This is a genomic window from Streptomyces sp. NPDC086023, assembly GCF_044540325.1.
In the GTDB taxonomy this organism is placed as follows: Bacteria; Actinomycetota; Actinomycetes; order Streptomycetales; family Streptomycetaceae; genus Streptomyces.
Genome location: NZ_JBITRX010000002.1, coordinates 128,398 through 149,393 on the forward strand (window position 1 = coordinate 128,398; position 20,996 = coordinate 149,393).

15 protein-coding genes are annotated in these 20,996 nt (G+C 74.2%); 7 read left to right on the plus strand and 8 right to left on the minus strand.

Annotated elements, in window-relative coordinates; translation table 11 throughout:
* Positions 1-235: 235 nt before the first annotated feature.
* Complete coding sequence (locus ACIF6F_RS03905; RefSeq protein ID WP_399940846.1) at positions 236-1,627, plus strand: nucleobase:cation symporter-2 family protein; 1,392 nt, start codon at positions 236-238, stop codon at positions 1,625-1,627.
* 16 nt (positions 1,628-1,643) lie between these two features.
* Here ACIF6F_RS03905 and ACIF6F_RS03910 read toward each other — a convergent pair whose 3' ends face one another.
* Positions 1,644-2,849 carry an Lrp/AsnC family transcriptional regulator gene (locus tag ACIF6F_RS03910; RefSeq protein ID WP_399940847.1) on the minus strand — a complete coding sequence of 402 codons (1,206 nt, stop codon included), beginning with the start codon at positions 2,847-2,849 and terminating at the stop codon, positions 1,644-1,646.
* A gap of 185 nt (positions 2,850-3,034) precedes the next feature.
* Here ACIF6F_RS03910 and ACIF6F_RS03915 point away from each other — a divergent pair, with 185 nt between their 5' ends.
* A complete protein-coding gene (locus ACIF6F_RS03915; RefSeq protein ID WP_399940850.1) occupies positions 3,035-5,056 on the plus strand; it encodes an ATP-binding protein in 2,022 nt (673 codons plus the stop codon).
* Positions 5,057-5,345: 289 nt separating this feature from the next.
* Positions 5,346-8,672, plus strand: a complete 3,327-nt coding sequence (locus ACIF6F_RS03920; protein WP_399940852.1) for a S8 family peptidase — start codon at positions 5,346-5,348, stop codon at positions 8,670-8,672.
* A gap of 86 nt (positions 8,673-8,758) precedes the next feature.
* Here ACIF6F_RS03920 and ACIF6F_RS03925 read toward each other — a convergent pair whose 3' ends face one another.
* From ACIF6F_RS03925 to ACIF6F_RS03935, 3 genes are all read right to left on the minus strand, one after another.
* A complete protein-coding gene (locus tag ACIF6F_RS03925; RefSeq protein ID WP_399940855.1) occupies positions 8,759-9,970 on the minus strand; it encodes a GDSL-type esterase/lipase family protein in 1,212 nt (403 codons plus the stop codon).
* Between the two features lie 450 nt (positions 9,971-10,420).
* Positions 10,421-12,040 (minus strand): malate synthase A, encoded by a 1,620-nt coding sequence (gene aceB / locus ACIF6F_RS03930; protein ID WP_399940858.1) that lies wholly within the window; start codon positions 12,038-12,040, stop codon positions 10,421-10,423.
* 298 nt (positions 12,041-12,338) lie between these two features.
* A complete protein-coding gene (locus tag ACIF6F_RS03935; RefSeq protein WP_399940861.1) occupies positions 12,339-12,956 on the minus strand; it encodes an NTP transferase domain-containing protein in 618 nt (205 codons plus the stop codon).
* A 102-nt stretch (positions 12,957-13,058) separates the two neighbouring features.
* Here ACIF6F_RS03935 and ACIF6F_RS03940 point away from each other — a divergent pair, with 102 nt between their 5' ends.
* A complete protein-coding gene (locus ACIF6F_RS03940; protein WP_399940864.1) occupies positions 13,059-13,340 on the plus strand; it encodes a DUF5955 family protein in 282 nt (93 codons plus the stop codon).
* A 6-nt stretch (positions 13,341-13,346) separates the two neighbouring features.
* On the opposite strand, the gene ACIF6F_RS03945 is transcribed toward ACIF6F_RS03940, so the two are convergent.
* Positions 13,347-13,775, minus strand: coding sequence for a protein-tyrosine phosphatase family protein (locus tag ACIF6F_RS03945; protein ID WP_399940867.1), 429 nt, complete (start codon positions 13,773-13,775; stop codon positions 13,347-13,349).
* A gap of 1,618 nt (positions 13,776-15,393) precedes the next feature.
* Positions 15,394-15,570 (minus strand): hypothetical protein, encoded by a 177-nt coding sequence (locus ACIF6F_RS03950; protein WP_399940869.1) that lies wholly within the window; start codon positions 15,568-15,570, stop codon positions 15,394-15,396.
* An 87-nt stretch (positions 15,571-15,657) separates the two neighbouring features.
* Between ACIF6F_RS03950 and ACIF6F_RS03955 the strand changes: the two genes are divergently transcribed.
* Positions 15,658-17,133: a PLP-dependent aminotransferase family protein gene (locus ACIF6F_RS03955; RefSeq protein WP_399940872.1), complete on the plus strand. Its 1,476-nt coding sequence runs from the start codon at positions 15,658-15,660 to the stop codon at positions 17,131-17,133.
* 84 nt (positions 17,134-17,217) lie between these two features.
* On the opposite strand, the gene ACIF6F_RS03960 is transcribed toward ACIF6F_RS03955, so the two are convergent.
* Complete coding sequence (locus ACIF6F_RS03960; RefSeq protein WP_399940873.1) at positions 17,218-17,856, minus strand: response regulator; 639 nt, start codon at positions 17,854-17,856, stop codon at positions 17,218-17,220.
* The gene (locus tag ACIF6F_RS03965) at positions 17,853-19,004 is read right to left on the minus strand and encodes a sensor histidine kinase (protein ID WP_399940876.1); all 1,152 of its coding nucleotides are present in this window, start codon (positions 19,002-19,004) and stop codon (positions 17,853-17,855) included. Before ACIF6F_RS03965 ends, ACIF6F_RS03960 begins: the two co-directional genes overlap by 4 nt.
* A gap of 134 nt (positions 19,005-19,138) precedes the next feature.
* Between ACIF6F_RS03965 and ACIF6F_RS03970 the strand changes: the two genes are divergently transcribed.
* Both ACIF6F_RS03970 and ACIF6F_RS03975 read left to right on the plus strand, forming a co-directional pair.
* The gene (locus ACIF6F_RS03970) at positions 19,139-20,218 is read left to right on the plus strand and encodes an ABC transporter permease (protein ID WP_399940878.1); all 1,080 of its coding nucleotides are present in this window, start codon (positions 19,139-19,141) and stop codon (positions 20,216-20,218) included.
* Positions 20,215-20,913, plus strand: coding sequence for an ABC transporter ATP-binding protein (locus ACIF6F_RS03975; RefSeq protein WP_399940881.1), 699 nt, complete (start codon positions 20,215-20,217; stop codon positions 20,911-20,913). The genes ACIF6F_RS03970 and ACIF6F_RS03975 overlap by 4 nt, the downstream gene beginning before the upstream one ends.
* Positions 20,914-20,996 lie beyond the last annotated feature (83 nt).

The following is a 20,996-nucleotide window of genomic DNA, read 5'->3' on the forward strand; positions in this document are numbered from 1 at the left end:
GTGGCCGCGGACCCGAGCGGGGTCCGCGGCAGCCGTTCCCGGGGGGTGCGGACGTCAGTGCCCGCACCCCCCGGGGCGGTGACTCGTGTACGTACACACGCCACCCCCCTCCCGTCTGTTTTGGCATGCCCTGAACACATCGGGCAGCCGTGCCCCACCGAACACCGCACAGGACTGATCCACCTCCCTGACACCCACGTCACCTGCCGACGTGTTAACCGACCGGAGGAAGCCCGTGGCCGTCACGCCCAGGTTTCGCAAAGACGCAGTCGCCAGCCCAGCGGAGAGGCACCCGGTCGACGAGACCCTGCCCCCGCTCCGGATGTTCACCAGCGGCCTCCAGCACGTGGCCGCCATGTACGCGGGGGTCGTCGCCCCGCCCATGATCGTCGGACCGGCCGTCGGCCTCTCCGCCACCGAGACGGCCTTCCTGATGGGGGCCTCCCTCTTCACCGCCGGCCTCGCCACCCTCCTCCAGACCCTCGGCTTCTGGCGGGTGGGCGCCAAACTCCCCTTCGTGAACGGCGTTTCGTTCGCCGGCGTCACCCCGATGGTCGCCATCGGCAAGGACCAGGGCGCCGACGCCGTCCCCGTCATCTTCGGCGCGATCATCGTCGCCGGGGCACTCGGCTTCTTCGCCGCCCCCTACTTCGGCCGCCTGGTCCGCTTCTTCCCGCCGGTCGTGACCGGTACGGTCATCACGCTGATCGGCGTCTCGCTGCTGCCCGTCGCCTTCAACTGGTCCCAGGGCGGCAACCGCACCGCCGCCGACTACGGCTCCCTCACCAACATCGGCATGGCCGCGGCCACCCTCGCCCTCGTACTGCTGATGCGGAAGTTCCTGCGCGGCTTCCTCCGCCAGATCGCCATCCTGCTCGGCCTCGTCGCCGGCACCCTGATCGCGATCCCCGTCGGCATCACCGACTTCTCCGCCATCGGCCGTGCCGGACTCGTGGGCTTCCCCACCCCGTTCCACTTCGGCGCCCCGCAGTTCCAGATCGCCGCGATCGTCTCGATGTGCATCGTGATGCTGGTCTGCATGACCGAGTCCACCGCCGACATCCTGGCCCTCGGCCGGATCGTCGGACGCCCGGCCGACGCCCGCACCATCGAGGGCGGCCTGCGCGCCGACGCCCTCGGCAGCGCCCTCAGCCCCGTCTTCAACGGCTTCATGTGCAGCGCCTTCGCCCAGAACATCGGCCTGGTCGCCATGACCAAGGTGCGCAGCCGCTTCGTCGTCGCCGCCGGCGGTCTGATCCTCATCGCCCTCGGCCTCTGCCCGGTGGCCGCCTCCGTGATCGCCGTCGTACCGCTGCCGGTGCTCGGCGGCGCGGGCATCGTCCTCTTCGGGTCCGTCGCGGCGAGCGGCATCCAGACCCTCGCGGGCGCCGCCATGGAGAAGGGCGAGAACGCCCTCATCGTCGCCGCCTCCATCGGCATCGGCCTGATCCCGATCGCGGCGCCGGACTTCTACCACGCCTTCCCCGAGGACCTCCTGGTCGTCCTCGACTCGGGCATCAGCACCGGCTGCGTGGTGGCGATCCTGCTCAACCTCGCCTTCAACCACCTGGGTTCACGCCGCGACCGGGCCGCCGCAGCGGCGCAGGACCCGGTACCGGTGCACTGACCGGGCGACGGGACGCTCAGCCGGCCGTGCGCGGCCGGGGCCAGGCCGAGGCCAGGCCCCGGCCCAGGGCCCGTAACGGCGCGGGGTCACCCGAGGGAGCCGCGGCGTGCCCGGCCTCCGGCCCCGGCCGCCCGTCCGCGGCAGGCCCCGCAGCCGCCCCGGACCGCCCGACCGGGGCCTGCGCGGGTGCCGGGTCCGACCAGATGTCCGCCGGGATCGTGCGGACGCGGCGGCCCTCCGGGTCCAGCTCCTGGGCCGCGGACTTGCGTACGTACAGCGCGAGCGCCGAGTCGGCGATGCGCAACGCAGGTACCCTGCGCGTCAGTTCGGCGGTGTAGCGGGACAGCTCCGCCACCGTCCGCAGCCGTGCGCTGATCAGGAAGTTCCACGGCCCGCTGGTCGACATGCAGGCCCGGGTCTCGCGCAGCCCCGACACCGCCGCGGCGCAGTCCGCCACGTCGTGCTCCGCGACCTCGCCCCACAGCGTCGCCGAGACCGGCCAGCCGCTGTGCACGGACGCCAGCGAGCAGCTGAAGCGCAGCACCCCGCCCGCCTCCAGCCGGGCCAGCCGCCGCCGTACGGTCGACTCGCTCATCCCGCACCCGCGGGCCAGCGAGGCCACGCTGCGCCGCGCGTCCCCCGCCAGCGCCAGCACCAGGGGCCGGTCCTCCGCCGACAGCGGCGCCGTGGCCGGCGCGGCCGTCGGCACCGGCCGCTGCGCCGCGTCCGTGAGCTGCGCGGTCTGGGCCGGGGTCAGCTGGTCCAGGCGCCACCGGTTGGGCGAGTAGTGCACCGTCGTCACCATCGAGGACCGCGTGGCGACGACGCCGGGTATCCGCTGCACCCGGAACGACAGGTAGCGGTAGAGCGCCGTCAGGTCGGGTACGGCCACGAACAACAGCAGGTCCCGGCTTCCGGTGAGGTGCTCGACCCGCAGCGCGTGCGCGTCGCCGGTCAGCGTCCGGCCCACGGCCGGGGCCGTGCCCGCCGTGCACGTCACCTCGACCCAGGCCGTGCACGGCACGGCGAGACCGCTGCGAAGGCCCAGGCCCGCGGTCCAGGCGTCCCCGGCCGCAGACAGCCGCTCCCAGCGCCTGGCCAGCGTGTCCGGACGGGCGCCCAGGACCGGGGCCAGCCGCTCCCAGCTGGCCCGGGGCGCCAGCTGGAGTGCGTGGACGAGCGCCCGGTCCATGTCGTCCATGGCGGAAATGGCTGAGTTCATACCCTCCCCTGGCGGTTCTCCCGGTCACCGACCGGAGGTCCGGTGTCACAGCCGATGATCTCCCTCTGGTGCATTCAACAAGTCACGGGGGCTCGTGCGTGCATCTTTGGCAAATCGGGGGAGGCGGCGTGGGCGGGTCCGGCTCGGGAGGAGCGGACGGAGCCCGCGCGGGAGTGCGGGCCGCCGTGCCCGCCGAGCTGTCGAGTTTCGTCGGCCGGGAGCGAGAACTGGCCACCACGCTGGCCCTGCTGGCCACCGAGCGGCTGGTGACCCTGACCGGCCCGGCCGGCATCGGCAAGACGCGCATCGCGGTCCGCGCGGTCCGCGTGCTGCGCGAGCCGCAGGTACCGGCCGACGGCACCGGGGCCCCGGCCGCCGGTCCCGACGTGGTGTGGGCCGATCTCGCCGGGCTGCCCGAGGACCGGTGGGCCGCGCTGGAGGGCCGGCTGCTCCGCGAACTGGCCGGGCGGCGCGTGCTGCTGGTGCTGGACGGCTGCGAGCAACTGGGCGACCTGTGCGCCGGGCTGGTGGCGCAGCTGCTGGTGCGGCTGCCGGGGCTGCGGGTGCTGGCCACGTCCCAGCGCCGGCTCGGCGTGCCGGGCGAGACCGGGTTCGCCGTACCGCCCCTGGCCGTACCGCCCGCCGCCGCGGCGCCCCAGGGCGAGGCGCCCTCGGCCGCGCCGGTCCTGGCGGGCCGGCCCGACGCCGTCGACTACCCCGCCGTACGCCTCTTCGTGGAGCGGGCCCGGGGCGCCGACCCGTTCTTCGAGATCACGGGGCGCAACGCGGAACCGGTGGCGCGGCTGTGCCGGGCCCTCGACGGCATCCCGGGCGCCCTGGAACTGGCGGCCGGGCGGCTCCACCAGTACGCGCCGGAGCAGGCGCTGCGCCGCCTGGAGGCCGACCCCCTCGGCTTCCTGGCGGGCGGCGCCGGCCGCGGCACCCGGGCGGACGCCGAGCGCAGCCACCGGCTGCTCTCCCGGGACGAGCGGCTGCTGTGGGAGCGGCTCTCGGTGTTCGCCGGCTCGTTCGACCGGGCCGCCGTCGTGGCCGTCTGCGGGTTCGGCCGGCTGGGCCGGGACGCCGCGGCCGCCGCGCTGGACCGGCTCGCGTCGGGACTGCTGCTGGACGCGGGGCCGGGCCGCTGGCGGCTGCCCCTGTCCGTACGGGCCCACGCGGCCCGGCTGCTGCTGGCGCGCGGCGAGAACGCGGAGGCGGTGCGCCGGCACCACGACTGGTACCGGACGGTCGCCGAGCGCGCGGCCCGGCTGTGGCGGGGCGGCAGCCAGCGGGAGGCCCGGGAGCTGGCCCTGCGGGAGCTGCCCGACCTGCGGGCCGCGATGAACCCGATGGCAGGTCCGGGTCCCGGCGCCGCGCTGGAGATCGCGGTCGCCCTGTGGTTCCTCTGGATGGCCTGCGGCCTGCTCACCGAGGGACGCCGCCACCTCGAACGCGCCCTGGCCCTGCACCCGGCGCCCCGCCCGGCGCGGGCGCTGTGGCTGAACGCGTGGATCGCGGCCTGCCTTGGCGAGTGCGACGGGGCCGATCCGCTGCTGGTCGAGGGCTGGACGGCGGCGGTGCAGGAGGGGGAGGACAGCTGCCTCGCCTACCTGGCGCACGTGCGGGGCACCGTGGCGCTGTGGGAGGTGCGCCCCGCCGACGCCGTCGCCGAGTTCGCCGAGGCCCTGGAACTGCTGCCCCCGGAACCGGAGTTCGGGCCCGGACGGGCCGCGCTGGCCGCCTCGTACCTGATGGCGCTGGCCCGCGCCGACCCCTTGGCGGTGCCCGTGGCGGACGCGCCGCCCGCCGGGGACCGGTGGGCGCGCTCGTGGTCCGGGTACGCGCGCGCCGAGGTGCTCAGACGGGAGGCGCAGCCGGGGGCCGCCCGGGCCGAGGTGCTGCGCGCGCTCGGGGCGCAGCTGGCGCTGGGCGACGTACTCGGCCAGGCCGCCGCGGGGGAGCTGCTGGCCGCGCTGGAGACCGACCTGGGGCGGCACCGGGACGCGGCGCGGCTGCTGGGGGCGGTGGACCGGATCCGGGCCGGGTTCCTCAAGGACCCCAGGGCGGCCGCGTACTGGGCCCGGGGGCGCGCCCCGGCGGAGGCGGTGCTGCGGGCCCGCCTCACCGAATCGCTGTTCGCGCGCGCCTACGCGGCCGGGGCCCGGGCGGGCCGGCGGGCCCTGCTGCCGGAGTCCCGCGAGGGCTGAGCGGGCGCTGAGCGAGGACCGGGGCGGGCGCTGAGCGAGGACCGGGCGGGGGTTGAGCGAGAACCGGGCGGGCGCTGAGCGAAGGCCCGGTGGGGGTCGGACGAGGGCCGCGCGGGGGTCGGGCAAGGGCCGGGGCAAGGGCTGACTTCACCCCTCCGCTTTTGGTCATGAAACGGTCATCAAATTCGTCGCGGGACGCAGAACCGGGCGCCCTGACGAGGCGTGATACCGCTCGACGCGTGCACCGGGCACGTCATGACGGGGGGTCGGAGTGGAACCCAGAACAGCAGTGAGAAGGACGGCGCTCGCCGCCACGGCGGTCGTGGCGCTGATCGCGGGGACGGCCCCGGCCGGCGCCCTGTCGGCGGCGCAGTCCGCGGACCCGGCCGCGAGGCCGGCCGCACGGGACGGCGCGACGGCACGGGCCGCGGCGCCCGCGGCCGTCACGCTCGTCACCGGCGACCGCGTCCACGTCGCCGCCGACGGCCGCGTCGCGCGCATCGACCGCGGCGAGGGCCGCGAGGGGATCGTGTTCTCGGTGCGGCGCGAGGGCGCCCACACGTACGTCGTCCCGCAGGACGCCCTGCGCCTGCTGGCCGACGGCGTCCTCGACCGGCGGCTGTTCGACGTCGCCCAGCTGGTACGGGACGGCTTCGGCGACGCGCACAGCGCCACGCTGCCGCTGATCGTCCGCTACCGGCAGGGTGCCCCCGCCCGGGACACCTTCTCGGGGCTGGCGCGCGACCGGCGCCCGCTGCCGGCCGTCGGCGGCGAGGCGCTCAGCACCCCGAAGGCCCAGGCCAAGGCCTTCTGGTCCCGGGTCACCGGCGGCGCGGACACCCTCACGGCGGGAGCCACCGCCGCGACGGCGCCCGTCGAGCGCCTCTGGCTCGACGGCCGGGTCCGCGCCACCCTCGACAAGAGCGTGCCGCAGATCGGCGCGCCCGCCATGTGGCAGGCCGGCTACACCGGCAAGGGCATCACCGTCGCCGTCCTGGACACCGGCGTCGACCAGACCCACCCGGACCTCAAGGGCGTCGAGAAGGCGGAGAAGAACTTCAGCAACTCGCCCGACAGCAAGGACCGCCACGGGCACGGCACGCACGTGGCCTCCACCATCGGCGGCTCCGGAGCCCGGTCGGGCGGCCTCTACAAGGGCGTGGCGCCCGGCGTCCGGATCCTCGACGGCAAGGTGCTCGGCGACGACGGCTACGGCAACGAGTCGGACATCGTCAGCGGCATGCAGTGGGCCGTCGACCAGGGCGCCAAGGTCGTCAGCATGAGCATCGGCGGCCAGGACGGCCCTGACGTGGACCCCAAGGAGGACGCCGTCGCCCGGCTCTCCTCCAAGGCCCTGTTCGTGGTGGCCGCCGGCAACGACGGCGACAAGAACGGCACGGTCAACTCGCCGGGCAGCGCCCCCGCGGCCCTCACCGTCGGCGCGGTCGACAAGCAGGACCGGCTCGCGGAGTTCTCCAGCCGCGGACCGACGGCCGCCGGGGTGCTCAAGCCGGACGTGACCGCCCCCGGCGTCGACATCACCGCGGCCCGCAGCACCCAGGGCGCCGACCCCGGGGGCAGCGCCTACCTGCCCATGAGCGGCACCTCGATGGCGACCCCGCACGTCTCGGGCGCCGCCGCCCTGCTCTTCCAGCAGCACCCGACCTGGAGCGGCGCCCGGATCAAGGCCCTGCTCACCGCGTCGGCCAAGCCCAACCCGAAGTACAACGCCCTCCAGCAGGGCGCCGGCCGGGTGGACCTGGCCCGCGCGCGCACGGCCGTCGTCGTCTCCTCGCCCGGCTCGCTCGACTTCGGTACGAAGCTCTGGCCGCACGGCGACGACAAGCCGGCCACCAAGACCCTCACCTACCGCAACTACGGCACCAAGGCCGTCACCCTCAAGCTGAGCGCGGCCGGCAGCGACTCGGCCGGGCGACCGGCCCCGGCCGGCATGTTCACCGTCAAGAACGCGCAGCTCACCGTCCCCGCCGGCGGCACCGCGCAGACCACCGTCACCGTCGACACCCGCAAGGGCACGGCCGACGGCCAGTTCGGCGGCAGCGTGCTGGCCGCCGGTGACGGCCAGTCGGTCCGCACCGGCCTGGCGGTCGTCCGCGAGGTGGAGTCGTACGACATCACGCTGCGGCACAGGGACGAGAACGGCGGGACCCCGGACGCCTACTACGCAACGCTCACCAGGACCGGCGCAGGCGGCCCCGGGGAGCCCATCTACCCGGAGATCGAGGAGGACGGCACGGTCGTCCAGCGGCTGCCCAAGGGCACCTACCACCTCGAAAGCCTCGTGATCAGCCCCGGCACCGACAACCGGATGGCCGTCTTCGTCCAGCCGGTCCTCAAGGTCACCGGCAAGGCCACGGTCACCATGGACGCCAGTAAGGCCAAGCCGTTCGCCGTCACCCCCGCCGACCCGGCCGCACGCCTGGTCTCCGCCAACGTCGGGTACGACTCGCCCTCCACGGGGGTCGGCGGCAGCTGGGTCGTCGCCGGTTCGACGAAGTTCCGCACCGCCGCCCTCGGCCCGTCCCTGTCCACGCTGCGCGCGCAGTACAACGGCGTGTGGAAGGTGCCCGGCACCGCCGGCAGGAACGTCGACCACCGCCTCGCCTTCAACCGCACCGGCAGCTGGTTCACCGGCCTGACCCGCACCGTCACCAAGGCCGACGTCGCCGAGGTCCGGCTCGGCTTCGGCGCCTCCGTCACCACCGCCAAGGGCGTGCTCTACGCGTCCCCGGCCGACGAGGCCGGCTACAGCGTCGGCATTCAGGAGTCCACGACCACCCTGCCGGCCGCCACCACGCAGTACCTGAGCACCGAGGGCGTGCGCTGGTCCTGGATCGCCTCCCAGAACAACGCCCGCAACGAAGGCCGCTTCATCTTCACCAAGGGCATGACGGCCTACAAGCCCGGCAAGCGTTACACGCTGAACTTCAACACCGGTGTGGTCGGCCCCGACCTGGCGGCCGGCACGGACCAGGAGGCGGCGCGGAACGGCAACTTCGTCAACGCCTACCTCCAGCTCTTCAACGACGGCGCCGGCCACTCGGGCAGCTCCGTGACCACCGGCGGCTTCACCCGCCTGGAGTCCGGCGGAAAGGTCCTCGCCGAAGCCGGCGCCAACGACTGGCTGAGCACCGAGGTCCCGGCGGCGAAGGCCGAGTACCGCCTGACCAAGGAGGCGACCCGGTCGGCCGCGGACACCACCACCAGCACGAAGGTCTCCGCCGTGTGGACGTTCACCTCGGCCCGCCCCGCCGGCGAGGAGACGGCCAGGCTGCCGCTCTCGACCGTGCGGCTCTCCCCGGCGCTGAGCCTGCGCAGCACGGCGCCGGCCGGCAGCACCCTGAAGGTGCCGCTGCACGTGGCGGGCGCGGCCGCGGGCACCGGACGGGTCGCCGTGCTGACCGTCAAGGTCTCCTTCGACGGGAGCACGACCTGGAAGCCGCTCACGGTGGCCACCGACGCGAACGGTGCGCGCTCGGTCAGCGTGAAGCACCCGGCCTCGGCCAAGGCGGTCTCCTTCCGCGTGTACCTGAAGGACAAGAGCGGCAACTCCGTCCTGGAGACGATCGGCAACGCCTACCGGCTCGCGCCGTGAGGTGACGCCGGCACGCCGACCACAGGCCCGAGGCCCGGCCCCGCAGGCGGGGGTCGGGCCTCAGGCCTTCGCGGAACCCAGCGGGTCTACGAGACCGGGCTGAGGTACATCCCCGACGCGTCGGCGCCGGCGGTGTTCCGGCAGGAGAAGCTGCCGGTCGGCTGCGCCCACAGCAGGGACAGGCAACGGCCCTGGGCGAGCTGCCCGTAGTGGTTCGGGTGCATGGACTCCTGCACCTTGCCCTGCGACTCGCTGCTGTCGATCCAGCGGGCCCACTCGCTCGAAGCGCCCGACGCGGGCGCCGTCGAGCTGACCAGCCTGCTGGACTTCGAGCAGACCTCACGGCCCTGGAGCAGGTCGCGCAGGTCCAGGAACTGCGCGCCCTTCGCCGCGGCCACGCCCTTCAGGCGGTTCGCGATCTGCGGGACGAGGGAGTCGCGCGCCCAGTCGGCGTCCTTGTTCCAGAACGGGCAGCCGCCGGTGTTGACCCGGCTCCAGCCGCTCTCGGAGTAGCGGTTCTCCGCCGCCCGCGGGATCGGCGAGGGGTACGACTGGAGGATCAGCCGGTACGACGAGGAGCTGTAGCCGGCCGCCGACATCACGGCGCGGATCTCGTCGATGGCCTTGCCGACCTTGGTCATCACGCCGTCGATCTTGGAGTCGACCACGGGCTGCTGGTCGTCGTGGCAGTAGGAGTACCAGACGATGTAGTCCGTGGCGCACTTGGTGATGATGTCGGCGAAGCCGAGGTCGTTGCCGCCGATCGAGAGCGTGACGGCCTTGACGTCGTTGGCGGCCGCCACGGCGGCGAGCTGGTCCGCCTGCGGGGCCTCGCCCTTGTAGGAGACGCCGCCGTTGGATGAGCGGAAGACGTTGTCCGTGACCGCGCCGGAGCAGGCGAGGTTGATCAGGGCCTGCGCCCCGGTCCCGGTGGTGCTCTTCACCTCGGCCGAATCGGAGCGGTGGCAGCCGTTGGCCGCCGTCGTTCCGTATACGCGGCTGGGGTCGTACGTGCTGCCGCTGACCCAGGCGCGGTCGGTGCCGTCCCGGCTGCCGGAGTTGGTCAGGCTGTTGCCCTTCCAGCGGCCGGCCTCTCCGGAGATGTAGCTGTCGCCCATGGAGACGATCGCGGTGGGTCCGCTGCCGGAACTCGCCGCGGCGCTGCCCGTGCCCGCGGCCAGCACGGAGCCGGCCAGCAGGGGCAGCGCGAGAGCGGCGGCGGCGAGGCGCCGGCGGGCGGCGGCGCCGGGGCGCCGGTGGGGGAACGGGGAGGTGCTTGCGGTGCGGGATCCGGTCACTGCGGAACTCCTGCGTTCGGCCGCACCCACGCAGAACGGATCAACGCGGACGCATGGCTGGGGAAGTGGGGGTACCGCCGGCCGGTGGCAAACGGAAAGGTGCCACGGCGCGTTTTGTTACCGCTAGGTAGCCGCATATTTCGATTGGGTAACGCCCGACCGATCGTTCGGCTGAGGTCCTGTCACTTCCCGGGTGGCCGGAATCCCCTGTTCCTGAGGGGTGCTCAGCCACGGGGCCGCTGAGCAGCGGCGATGCCGGAGAGGGGGCTGAGGTCAGTGGGGAGAAGGGTTACCCGCGGTTGCATTCCGGTACCCCGGGCCTCCCCGGACCGGAAAAACCGCTTCGATGCCGGCGTGAAACCGGGCCGAAAACGAAACCGCCCCCGGAGTCGGTGGCTCCGGGGGCGGCGGGTGGGTCCGGTCGCTGTGCGTGACCGGCCGGACCGTCCGTCAGCCGACCAGCTGCTCGTACGCGGGGAGGGTCAGGAAGTCCGCGTAGTCGGCGTCCAGGGAGACCTGGAGGAGCAGGTCGTGCGCCTGCTGCCACTTGCCGGCCGCGAAGGCCTCCTCGCCGACCTCGGCGCGGATCGCCGCGAGCTCCTCGGCCGCCACCTGGCGGGCGAGGTCGGCGGTGGCGAGCCGGCCGTTCTCGAAGACCACGCCGGCGTTGATCCACTGCCAGATCTGCGAGCGCGAGATCTCGGCGGTGGCCGCGTCCTCCATCAGGTTGAAGATGGCGACCGCGCCCAGGCCGCGCAGCCAGGCCTCGATGTAGCGGATGCCGACCTGGACCGCGTTGCGCAGGCCCTCGTACGTGGGCTTCGCGTCCAGCGAGTCGATCGCGATCAGGTCGCCGGGAGCGACGGCGACGTCCTCGCGCAGCCGGTCCTTCTGGTTCGGCTTGTCGCCGAGCACCGCGTCGAAGGAGGCCATCGCGATCGGGACCAGGTCCGGGTGGGCGACCCAGGAGCCGTCGAAGCCGTCGCCGGCCTCGCGGTCCTTGTCGGCCTTGACCTTCTCGAACGCGACCTTGTTGACCTCCGCGTCCTTGCGGGACGGGATGAAGGCCGCCATGCCGCCGATGGCGTGCGCGCCGCGCTTGTGGCAGGTGCGGACGAGGAGTTCGGTGTAGGCCCGCATGAACGGGGCGGTCATCGTCACCGCGTTGCGGTCGGGCAGGACGAACTTCTCGCCGCCGTCACGGAAGTTCTTGACGATGGAGAAGAGGTAGTCCCAGCGGCCGGCGTTCAGGCCCGCGGCGTGGTCGCGCAGCTCGTAGAGGATCTCCTCCATCTCGTACGCGGCCGTGATGGTCTCGATCAGGACGGTGGCGCGCACGGTGCCCTGCGGGATGCCGACGTAGTCCTGGGCGAAGACGAAGATGTCGTTCCAGAGGCGCGCCTCCAGGTGCGACTCCGTCTTCGGGAGGTAGAAGTACGGGCCCTTGCCGAGGTCGATCAGGCGCTGGGCGTTGTGGAAGAAGTACAGGCCGAAGTCGACGAGCGCACCGGGGACCGGGCGGCCGTCGATCCGGACGTGGCGCTCCTCCAGGTGCCAGCCGCGGGGCCGCATCACGACGGTCGCGAGCTCGGCGGCGGGCTTCAGGGCGTACGACTTGCCGGACCGCGGGTCGGTGAAGTCGATGCGGCGCTCGTAGGCGTCGATCAGGTTGAGCTGGCCGAGGACGACGTTCTCCCAGGTGGGAGCCGAGGCGTCCTCGAAGTCGGCGAGCCAGACCTTGGCGCCCGAGTTCAGGGCGTTGATGGTCATCTTGCGGTCGGTCGGACCGGTGATCTCCACGCGGCGGTCGTTGAGCGCGGCCGGCGCCGGCGCAACCTTCCAGTCGCCCTCGCGGACCTGTGCGGTGTCCGGGAGGAAGTCGAGGTGGGAGGTGCGGGCGATCTCGGCTCGCCGCTCGGCGCGACGGGCGAGGAGCTCGTCGCGGCGGGGGGTGAACCGCCGGTGCAGCTCGGCCACGAAGGCCAGCGCCGCTTCTGTGAGGACCTCGTCCTGCCGTGGCAGGGGCTCGGCGTCGACGATGGCCAGCGGGGACGGCGCTGGTGCTGACATATCTGTCACTCCTTCAGCGGCGGTGCCTGGCGGCCGCGAGGACGCTCGTACTGCTCGTATCTGCTCGTGCCGGGCAGGTGGGCCGGTGCCGGGGAGGCCGGCCTGCGGCACGGAGTGCCGCCCGGCGGAGAGAGTTCCTCATGCGGTCGCGGGCGCCGTCTGGGGGTTCAGGGCGCTTCTGACCAGTGGATAGTAATTTCCACGTGGTGGAAGTTCAATGGTTTGTTGATGTCGAGATTCTCTGAGTCGACAGATTCTGGCTCTGAGTGCCACGCCCGTCACGGACCGCGCTCACCCCTCAGTCCAGGCGTCGCAGGTCGGACGGGGTGTCGATGTCGTAGGGCTCCGCGATGTCCGCGCACTCGACAAGAGTGAGGTCCGCTGCGTGGTTTGTCAGGTGTACACGCGCACCGCGGTCCCCGGTCGCGGTCGCGGCGATGTCCGCCCAGCGGTCCGACCCGAACAGGACGGGGTGGCCGCGCTCACCGTCGTACGCCGCGGCGGCGAGCGTGGCGGGGGAGCGGTACGCGGCGAGCACCCGCTTGAGGGCGTCCGGGCCGATGCCCGGCTGGTCGACCAGGGACACCAGGACGGCGGGCGGCACGGGGTCGGCCCCGCCGAGCGAGGCGAGCCCGAGCCGCAGGGAGGACCCCATGCCCTCCTCCCAGTCCGGGTTGTCGACCACGACGCACCCGGCCAGGTCGGCGCGCTCGCGCACCTCGGCGGCGGCCGCGCCCAGCACGACGTGGACCGGCGCACACCCCGCCTCGCGCAGCACGCGGACGGCGTTCTCGACGAGCGGGCGGCCGCGGTGGGGGAGCAGCGCCTTCGGGCGCCCCCCGAGCCGCCGCCCGCCACCGGCGGCGAGCAGGAGACCGGCGATGGGCGTGGGCTTCGGAACCGGGTTCTGGGACATGCCACGTTGCTTACCACGGGGTGGTGGCGTCCGACGCCCCGTACCGGTTGACTGGCCCGCGCAGCGGAGGCGCTGCACGAGGCGCGAGTGGAGAGCGGCGCGGTGGCTGATGTCGCGGGCGAGGACGAGGACCCCCGGGTGGCCGGCCTGCAGCGGGCGGTGAGCCGGCTGCGCCGGGAACTGGCCGCGTACCGCGGCGACTTCGCGGAACGCCACATCGCGGAGGACGAACTCGCCGCCCTCCACGCCATGACCCTGGGCGGCGCGGTCGAGGCCCGCCGCCTGCGCCGGTCGCTCCTGGTGGTGGCGGGCGCGCTCGGCTCGGTCAGCGCCCTGTCCCGTGCGCTGGGCGAGGTCCGGGGAGCCGTCGACGCCTTCGGCTGACCGGTCCTACCCGAACCCCTCCACGTACCGCTTCTGCCACGGAGTCTCCACCGCCCGCGGGTGGTACCGGGCACGCACGTACGAGACCGCCTCGTCCGCGGGTACGCCGTCCAGCACGGCCAGACAGGCCAGCGCGGTCCCGGTACGCCCGCGCCCCCCACCGCAGGCGACCTCGACCCGCTCGTCCCGGGCCCGCTCCCAGGCCAGCGTGAGCACCCTCAGCGCCTCGCCCCTGTCGCGCGGCAACCGGAAGTCCGGCCACCGCAGCCACCGGTACTCCCAAGGCGCGGCCGCAGGAGGCCGGCCCAGCAGATACACCCCGTACGAAGGCAGAGGCCCATCGGGCACCCCACCCCGCAGCGCCCTCCCCCGCACCAGCCGCCCAGAGGGCAGAGCCAGCACGCCGGGGGAACCGGAATCCCAGGAGAAAGCCATGAAGCCACCCTAAATCCCATCCGGCACACCAGAGTTCCGCCCAGCGAACCGCAGAGCCGCAGTGGGGCCCCGGCACCGGGGGCAGGGCTCGGCCCCGCACGAACCGGCCCCCGGCACGGGGGAAAGGGCGCCGCTGCCTCCCGGCAGGAGCGACTCGGCACCTCCCGGCCCGTGAGGTCCGCTGGGCGGAACTGTCGACAGGCGATCTGCGGGTGCAGACGCCGGGAGGGCTCGGACCGGTATGAAACGACCCCCGCATGACGAAAAGCACGCCGCGCCCTCCCGGCACCAGCGAATCGGCGTCTCCCCGGCCGAGAGGTCCGCTGAGCGGAACTGTGGGCAGGTGATCCGCGGGCCCAGACGCCAGCAGGGCTCGGACCGGCCGCTTTGGGAGCGCCTGTGGCCTGTTCAGCCCCGGGCGGTCTGTCGGCCGCTGAGACGGCCGAAGCGCGTAGCGATCTGTGGCGGCTTATGAAGGGGCCCTGGCGGCCCGGAGGCCGCCGGGTCGGCCGGTGGGCCTACGGCCGCTGTCGCGTCCGCCCCGTCGGGGCGCACCCGCACCTTGGTGCGGGGATTCGCACCCGGTACTGGTGTGGGCATGGCATCCCCCCTGGGCGTCTTTCCTGGGGGTGTCCGCCGAGGGCTTTTGCTTCCGGGCCGGGGTGGCCTGTCAAGGGTGACCCGAAGGGTCATCGCGCAGCGACGCGACGAAGGAGCGCCCTTGACAGGCCACCCCGGCCCGGAAACCCTCGGTCGGCGGACGCCCACAGACCCGGCCAGCACCCAAAGCCCCCGGCCCCGGGGGTATGGCTTCGAGCGCCCAGCCGCAGCTTCGCCCAGCCGCAGCTTCGCCCAGCCGCAGCTTCGCCCAGCCGCAGCTTCGCCCGGCCCCTTTTCAAAGCTGCCCCCGCCCCGGGGCCCGTATCTAGATGCCGCCCGGTGTGGGGTTGTCCGCCGACCGAGGGTTTCCGGACCGGGGCGGGCCCTCAAGGGCGCTGCGCTGCGCTCCGCGTCGCTGCGCGATGACCCTTCGGGTCACCCTTGACCGCCCACCCCGGTCCGGAAGGCAAAGACCCTCGGCGGACAACCCCCGAAAAACGCCCCGGAGCAACACAAGCCACCCACCACCCTCACAGCCATCACCCAGCGTCGGGGGAGGGGCATCCCACCAGACGGCAGCACCACCTCCGCCCACCAACGCTGCCGCCGAGCCCCCGCCCCACGGGGCGCGCATCCCCGTCCGTAGGCCCGCCGGCCGTCTCGGCGGCCTCCGGGGCGTCTGTGCCCCTTCAAAAGCCGCCCACGATCGCTACGCGCTCCCGCCGTCTCGGCGGCCGACAGGCCGCCCGGGGCTGAACAGGCCGCTGGCGTTCCCGAGGCTGCCGGTCCGAGCCCTGCCGGCGTCTGGGCCCGCGGATGACCTGTCGACAGTTCCGCTCGGCGGACCTCAGGGCCCGGGAGGTGCCGGTTCGCTGGTGCCGGGAGGCCGCGGCGTGCTTTTCGTCATGCGGGCGGCCGGTTCAGGCCGGGTCCGAGCCCTTCCGGCGTCTGGGCCCGCGGATCACCCGTCGACAGTTCCGCTCAGCGGATCTCACGGCCCGGTAGACGGCCGGCGGGCTCAGCCCGTGGCCGTCCTGCCCCCGGTCCGGAGGGAGAGGTGGAGTCGCGGGAGGCGCAGGGCGCGGGGGAGGCGGATGCGGAGTGGGGTCGTGATGCGGGCTTCGTGGGAGGCGAGGAGGGCGCGTTCGGTGCGGTCCGTGAGCGGGGTGCTGGGCGTGTTCGTGTCCTTACGCATGGTGGTCTCCTTGCCAATCTCGGTCCAATAACGGGAGTCTGGACCCCGGATTGGCCTGGCTGGCAGAGCCAATCAGGGGAGGTTGGCATGGCAAGTGGGCGAGTGGTCCAGACGGCGGACAGGTTCATCGGGAGCCGGCAGCTGACCGGTCTGCTGCCCCCCGACGTCGCCGCGCGCCCCGGGTACCGGGCGCTGGCCGGTGCCGTGCGCGAGCTGATCCTCGACGGGCGGATCCCCCTGCACGTGCGGTTGCCCGCCGAGCGCGACCTCGCCGAGACGGTCGGGGCGAGCCGGGCCACCGTCACGGCGGCGTACGACCTGCTGCGCGAGAGCGGGTACGTACGGTCGCGCCGGGGGTCCGGCACGTGGACGGAACTCCCGGCGGGCCACGGCATGGTCGGGGTGCACGGCGTGACCGGTGTCGAGGCGGCGGGCGGGGCCGTCGACCTGGCCATCGCCGCCATGGGGGCTCCGGAGGGGGCCCTGGAGTCCGCGATGGCCTGGGCCGCGCCCAGGATGGCGCGGCTGGCCCGGCACCACGGGTACCACCCGTACGGGCTGCCGGAGCTGCGGGAGGAGGTGGCCGCGCGGTTCACCCGGCGGGGGCTGCCCACCCGGCCCGAGCAGATCCTGATCACGGCGGGCGCCCAGCAGGCCCTTGTGCTGGTGCTCCAGTTGCTGTGCGGGGCCGGCGACCGCGTGATGACCGAGAACCCCACGTACGCCAACGCCCTGGACGCGCTGCGGCACGCCCGGCTGCGCACGGCCTCCGTGGCGGTGTCGGACGACGGGTGGGACATGGAGATCGCGGAGTCCGCGCTGCGCCAGACCGTGCCCCGGATCGCGTACGTCATCCCGGACTTCCACAACCCCACCGGCGCGCTGATGCCGGACGAGGACCGGCTGCGGCTGCTGGCTGCGACCCGGAGGACCGGGACCTGGCTGGTGGTCGACGAGACCATCGCGGACATCGCGCTGGACGTGCCCGCTCCGGCGCCGCTCGCCTCGCTGGCGCCGCGCGGCGGTGCCGACCACGTGCTGACCATCGGCTCGCTGAGCAAGACCCACTGGGGCGGTCTGCGGGTCGGGTGGGTGCGGGCGGCCGGCAATCTGGTCACCGAGCTGACCGCTTCCCGGGTCGCCTCCGACATGACCGGTTCGGTGCTGGACCAGCTGATGGGCGTGCCGCTGGTGCGGGACCTGGACGCGGCCCTGCCGGAGCGGCTCGACCGGCTGCGCGAGCGGCGGGCGGCGCTGGTGGGGGCGCTGGAGCGGCACGTGCCCGAGTGGTCCTGGCGAGTGCCGCCCGGCGGGCTCTCGCTGTGGGTGGACCTCGGGGAGCCGGTCAGCTCCGCGCTGTCCGAGCGCGCCGAGGCGGCGGGGGTGCACATCGGGCGCGGCGCCCGCTTCGGGGTCGACCCGGGCACGTTCGAGCACCGGCTGAGGATCCCGTACACCCTTGGCGAGGAGGAGCTGGCGCGGGGCGTGCGGCTGCTCGCGGACGCCTTCCATGGCGGGGCGCCCCTCGCGCGAGGCGTGGAGCGGCCGCACTGGGTGGCCTGAGGGGTGGGCTGGGGGGTGAGGCCCGAGGGGTGAGGGCTGGGGGGAGGCCTGAGGGGTGAGGGCCGGCGGTTCAGGCCTGGGGGCTCAGGGCGCGCCCGGCGTGCGGATCAGTTTGCGGGTGGCCGCCAGGGCCACGGCCGCGGTGCGCGAGTCCACGCCGAGCTTGGCGTAGATGTGCACCAGGTGGGACTTGACGGTGGCCTGGCTGAGGAAGAGCTGCCTGCTGATCTGCTGGTTGGACAGGCCGTCCGCCACCAGCTGGAGGACCTCCAGCTCGCGTTTGGTGAGGGACTCGGCCGGGGTGCGCATGCGGTCCATCAGGCGGTGCGCCACGGCGGGTGCGAGGGCCGACTGGCCGGCCGCGGCCGTGCGGACCGCCGCCGCCAGCTCCTCCGGCGGCGCGTCCTTGAGCAGGTAGCCGGAGGCTCCGGCCTCCACGGCGGCGAGGATGTCGGCGTCCGTGTCGTACGTGGTGAGCACCAGGACCCGTGGCGCGTCCGGGCGGCCGGTGATCGCGCGGGTGGCCTCGGAGCCGTGCATGCCGGGGCCGAACTGGAGGTCCATCAGGACGACGTCCAGGTCGAGGCCGGCGGCCAGTTCGACCGCCCGTTCCGCGGTGGCGGCCTCCGCGACGACGGTGAAGTCCGGCTCCGTGTCGAGCACGGCCCGCAGGCCCGCCCGTACGACGGGATGGTCGTCGGCCAGCAGCAGTCTGATGGTCACCGCACCTCCAGCGGCAGGGTCACGGCCACGGCGGTGCCCTGGCCGGGGGCGGACTCCACGGTGAAGGTGCCGCCCAGGGACTCGGCGCGCGAGCGCATGGCGGGCAGCCCGAAGCCGCCGTCCCCGGAGGGTGCGGAGGCGGGGCTGAAGCCCTTGCCGTCGTCCACCACGTCCAGGGTCACGGAGGCGTCCATGAAGGTCAGGGTGATTTCCGCGCGCCCCGCGCCGGCGTGCCGGACCACGTTGGCCAGGGCCGACTGCGCGATGCGCAGCAGCGCCACCTCGTACGGGGTGGGCAGCGCGACGGGCGTGCCGCTGAGCGAGAAGCGCACCCGGGGCCCGGGCGAGGCCGCGCACAGCCGCTCCAGGGCGCCGGCCAGCGAGCCGTGCTCCAGGTCGGGCGGGGTGAGCGCCCGTACGAAGCGGCGCGCCTCGGCCAGGTTGGCCTGGGCCTCCTCGCGGGCCCGCGCGATGTGCTCCGCGGCCGGGGCGCCCTCGGGCAGGGACCGCTCGGCGGCCCGCAGCAGCAGCTGGATGGAGGACAGGCCCTGCGCGAGTGTGTCGTGGATCTCCCGGGCCAGCCGTTCCCGCTCGGCCATGACGCCCGCGCTCCGTTCGGCGGCGGCGAGCTCGGCCCGCGTCGTGATCAGCTCCTCGATCAGCTCCCGCCTGCGCTCGCTCTCCCGGTACAGCGCCTGGTAGCCCAGGACGGTCGCCACGGCCACGGCCGCGCCCAGCAGGGGCCCGATGAAGACCCCCGGGTTGAGCGCCGCGCCGTGCCACACGAAGCTGCCGATGGCCGCGCCCGCCGTCAGCGCGACGGTGGGCAGCGCCCAGCGGACCGGCAGCAGGTGCAGTTCCAGGAAGTACAGGGGGAAGGCCAGCCAGAGTCCCTCGGGGGACGCGGCCAGCAGCCCGAGCCAGGCCGCGCACAGGGCGGCCAGCCAGAGGGCCCCGGCGCGCGGCGAGCGGTGCACCGCCGGGGTGAACACGCCCGCGGCGTAGACGGCGCCCATCACGAGGGCGGCGGCCAGCGCGTCGCCCGCGCCGGAGGACCGTACGACGGCGAGCGCCAGCAGCCCGGCGAACAGGGCGTGCAGGCAGCACCGGAGCACGAGTGCGACGGGCGTCAGGGGGCGGGAGTCCATGGTGGAACCAGCCTAAGCCGGGCACCCGCGGCCCCCGGTCAACCGAAAGTTCGATGTCCGGGTGCCACTTTCGATACGAGGATCGCTCCCACGGCGCGATGCCCCGGGGGCCGGGCCGGGACGAGGGTGGGGACATGTTCGTCGCATGGAGAGACCTGAGGTTCGCCAAGGGGCGGTTCGCCCTCATGGGCACCGTCGTCGTGCTCATCACCCTTCTCGTGGGCCTGCTGTCGGGGCTGACCTCGGGCCTGGCCCGGGAGAACACCTCGGCCATCACGGGCCTGCCCGCCACGCACCTCGCCTTCGCCGCCCCCGCTGGCGGCCAGCAGGTGTCCTTCACCAACTCCTCGGTGCCGGAGAGCGCCTGGCGGAGCTGGGCCGGCCGGCCCGGCACCACCTCCGCCCAGCCGGTCGGCATCCGCACCCTCAACGCCACCGCGGGCGAGCTGACCGCGGCCGTCTCCGTCTTCGGGGTCGAGCCGGACGGCGGCCTCGCCCCCGCGGCGCCGGGGCCGGGCCGCGCGGTCCTGTCCGAGAAGGCCGCGGAGGAGCTCGGCGTACGCGCCGGGGACCGGATCCGCCTCGGCTCCACCGAGGCCACCGTGGGCACGGTGCGCGGTGACGCCGCCTACAGCCACACCCCCGTCGTCTGGGTGACCCTCGATGACTGGCAGCAGCCGGCCGGGGGCCCGCCCGGGGACGGACCGAGGGCCACCGTGATCGCGCTGGACCTCACCGGTGCCGCCGACGTCGCGGCCGGCGACGCGGCGGCCGGCACGAAGAGCGAGGCGAAGGACCAGGCGCTGACCGCCATCGGCTCGTACTCCGCCGAGAACGGCTCGCTCCAGCTGATGCGCGGCTTCCTCTTCGCCATCTCCGCCCTGGTCATCGGCGCCTTCTTCACCGTCTGGACCATCCAGCGCAGCGGCGACGTCGCGGTGCTCAAGGCGCTGGGCGCCTCCACCCCGTACCTGCTGAAGGACGCCCTGGGCCAGGCCGTCGTGATGCTCGCCGCCGGCACCGGCCTGGGCACCGCGCTCGCGGCCGGTCTGGGCGCGCTGATCGGCGGCAGCGACGTGCCCTTCGTGCTCGACGCGCCCACCGTGCTCGTCCCGGCCGCCGTGATGATCGTCCTCGGTGTGCTCGGCGCCGCCCTGTCCATCCGGCGCATCACCGCCGTCGACCCGCTCACCGCCCTCGGGAGTGCCCGATGACCTCCACCGCCGCCCTCCAGCTCGACGGCGTCACGCTCACCTACCCCGACGGCGACGGCCGGCTGACCGCCCTCGACTCCGTGGACCTGACCGTCCCCGCGGGCACGCTGACGGCCGTGATCGGACCCTCCGGTTCGGGCAAGTCCAGCCTGCTCGCGGTCGCCGCCACCCTCGTCACGCCGGACAGCGGCCGGGTGGTCGTCGACGGTACGGAGACGGGCGCGCTCGGCGCGGCCGAGAAGGCGGCCCTGCGCCGCGACCGGATCGGCATCGTCTTCCAGCAGCCGAACCTCCTGGCATCCCTGAGCTGCGCCGAGCAGCTCCAGGTGATGGCGCACCTGTCGGGCCGGGGGGACCGGCGGGTGCGCGCCCGCGCGCTGGAGCTGCTGGACGCGGTGGGGCTCGCCGGCCAGGCGGGCCGCCGGCCGCACCAGCTGTCGGGCGGCCAGCGGCAGCGGGTGAACATCGCGCGGGCCCTGATGAACGACCCGGCCGTGCTGCTGGTCGACGAGCCCACCAGCGCCCTGGACCACGAGCGGGGCGCGGCGGTGCTGGACCTGCTGGTCACGCTCACGCGGGAGCGCGGCACGGCGACGGTGCTGGTGACGCACGACCGGACCCACCTGGACCGGATGGACCGGACCGTGGTGATGACCGACGGCCGGCTGGCGGAGGCGGGCCTCCGGGCCGTGTGAGGGCCGCGTCCCTCCCCTTCGACCGTACGCGCCACGGCGGCGGCGCGTACCGGCCCGGACCCGGCGGGGTCCGGGAGCCCGGA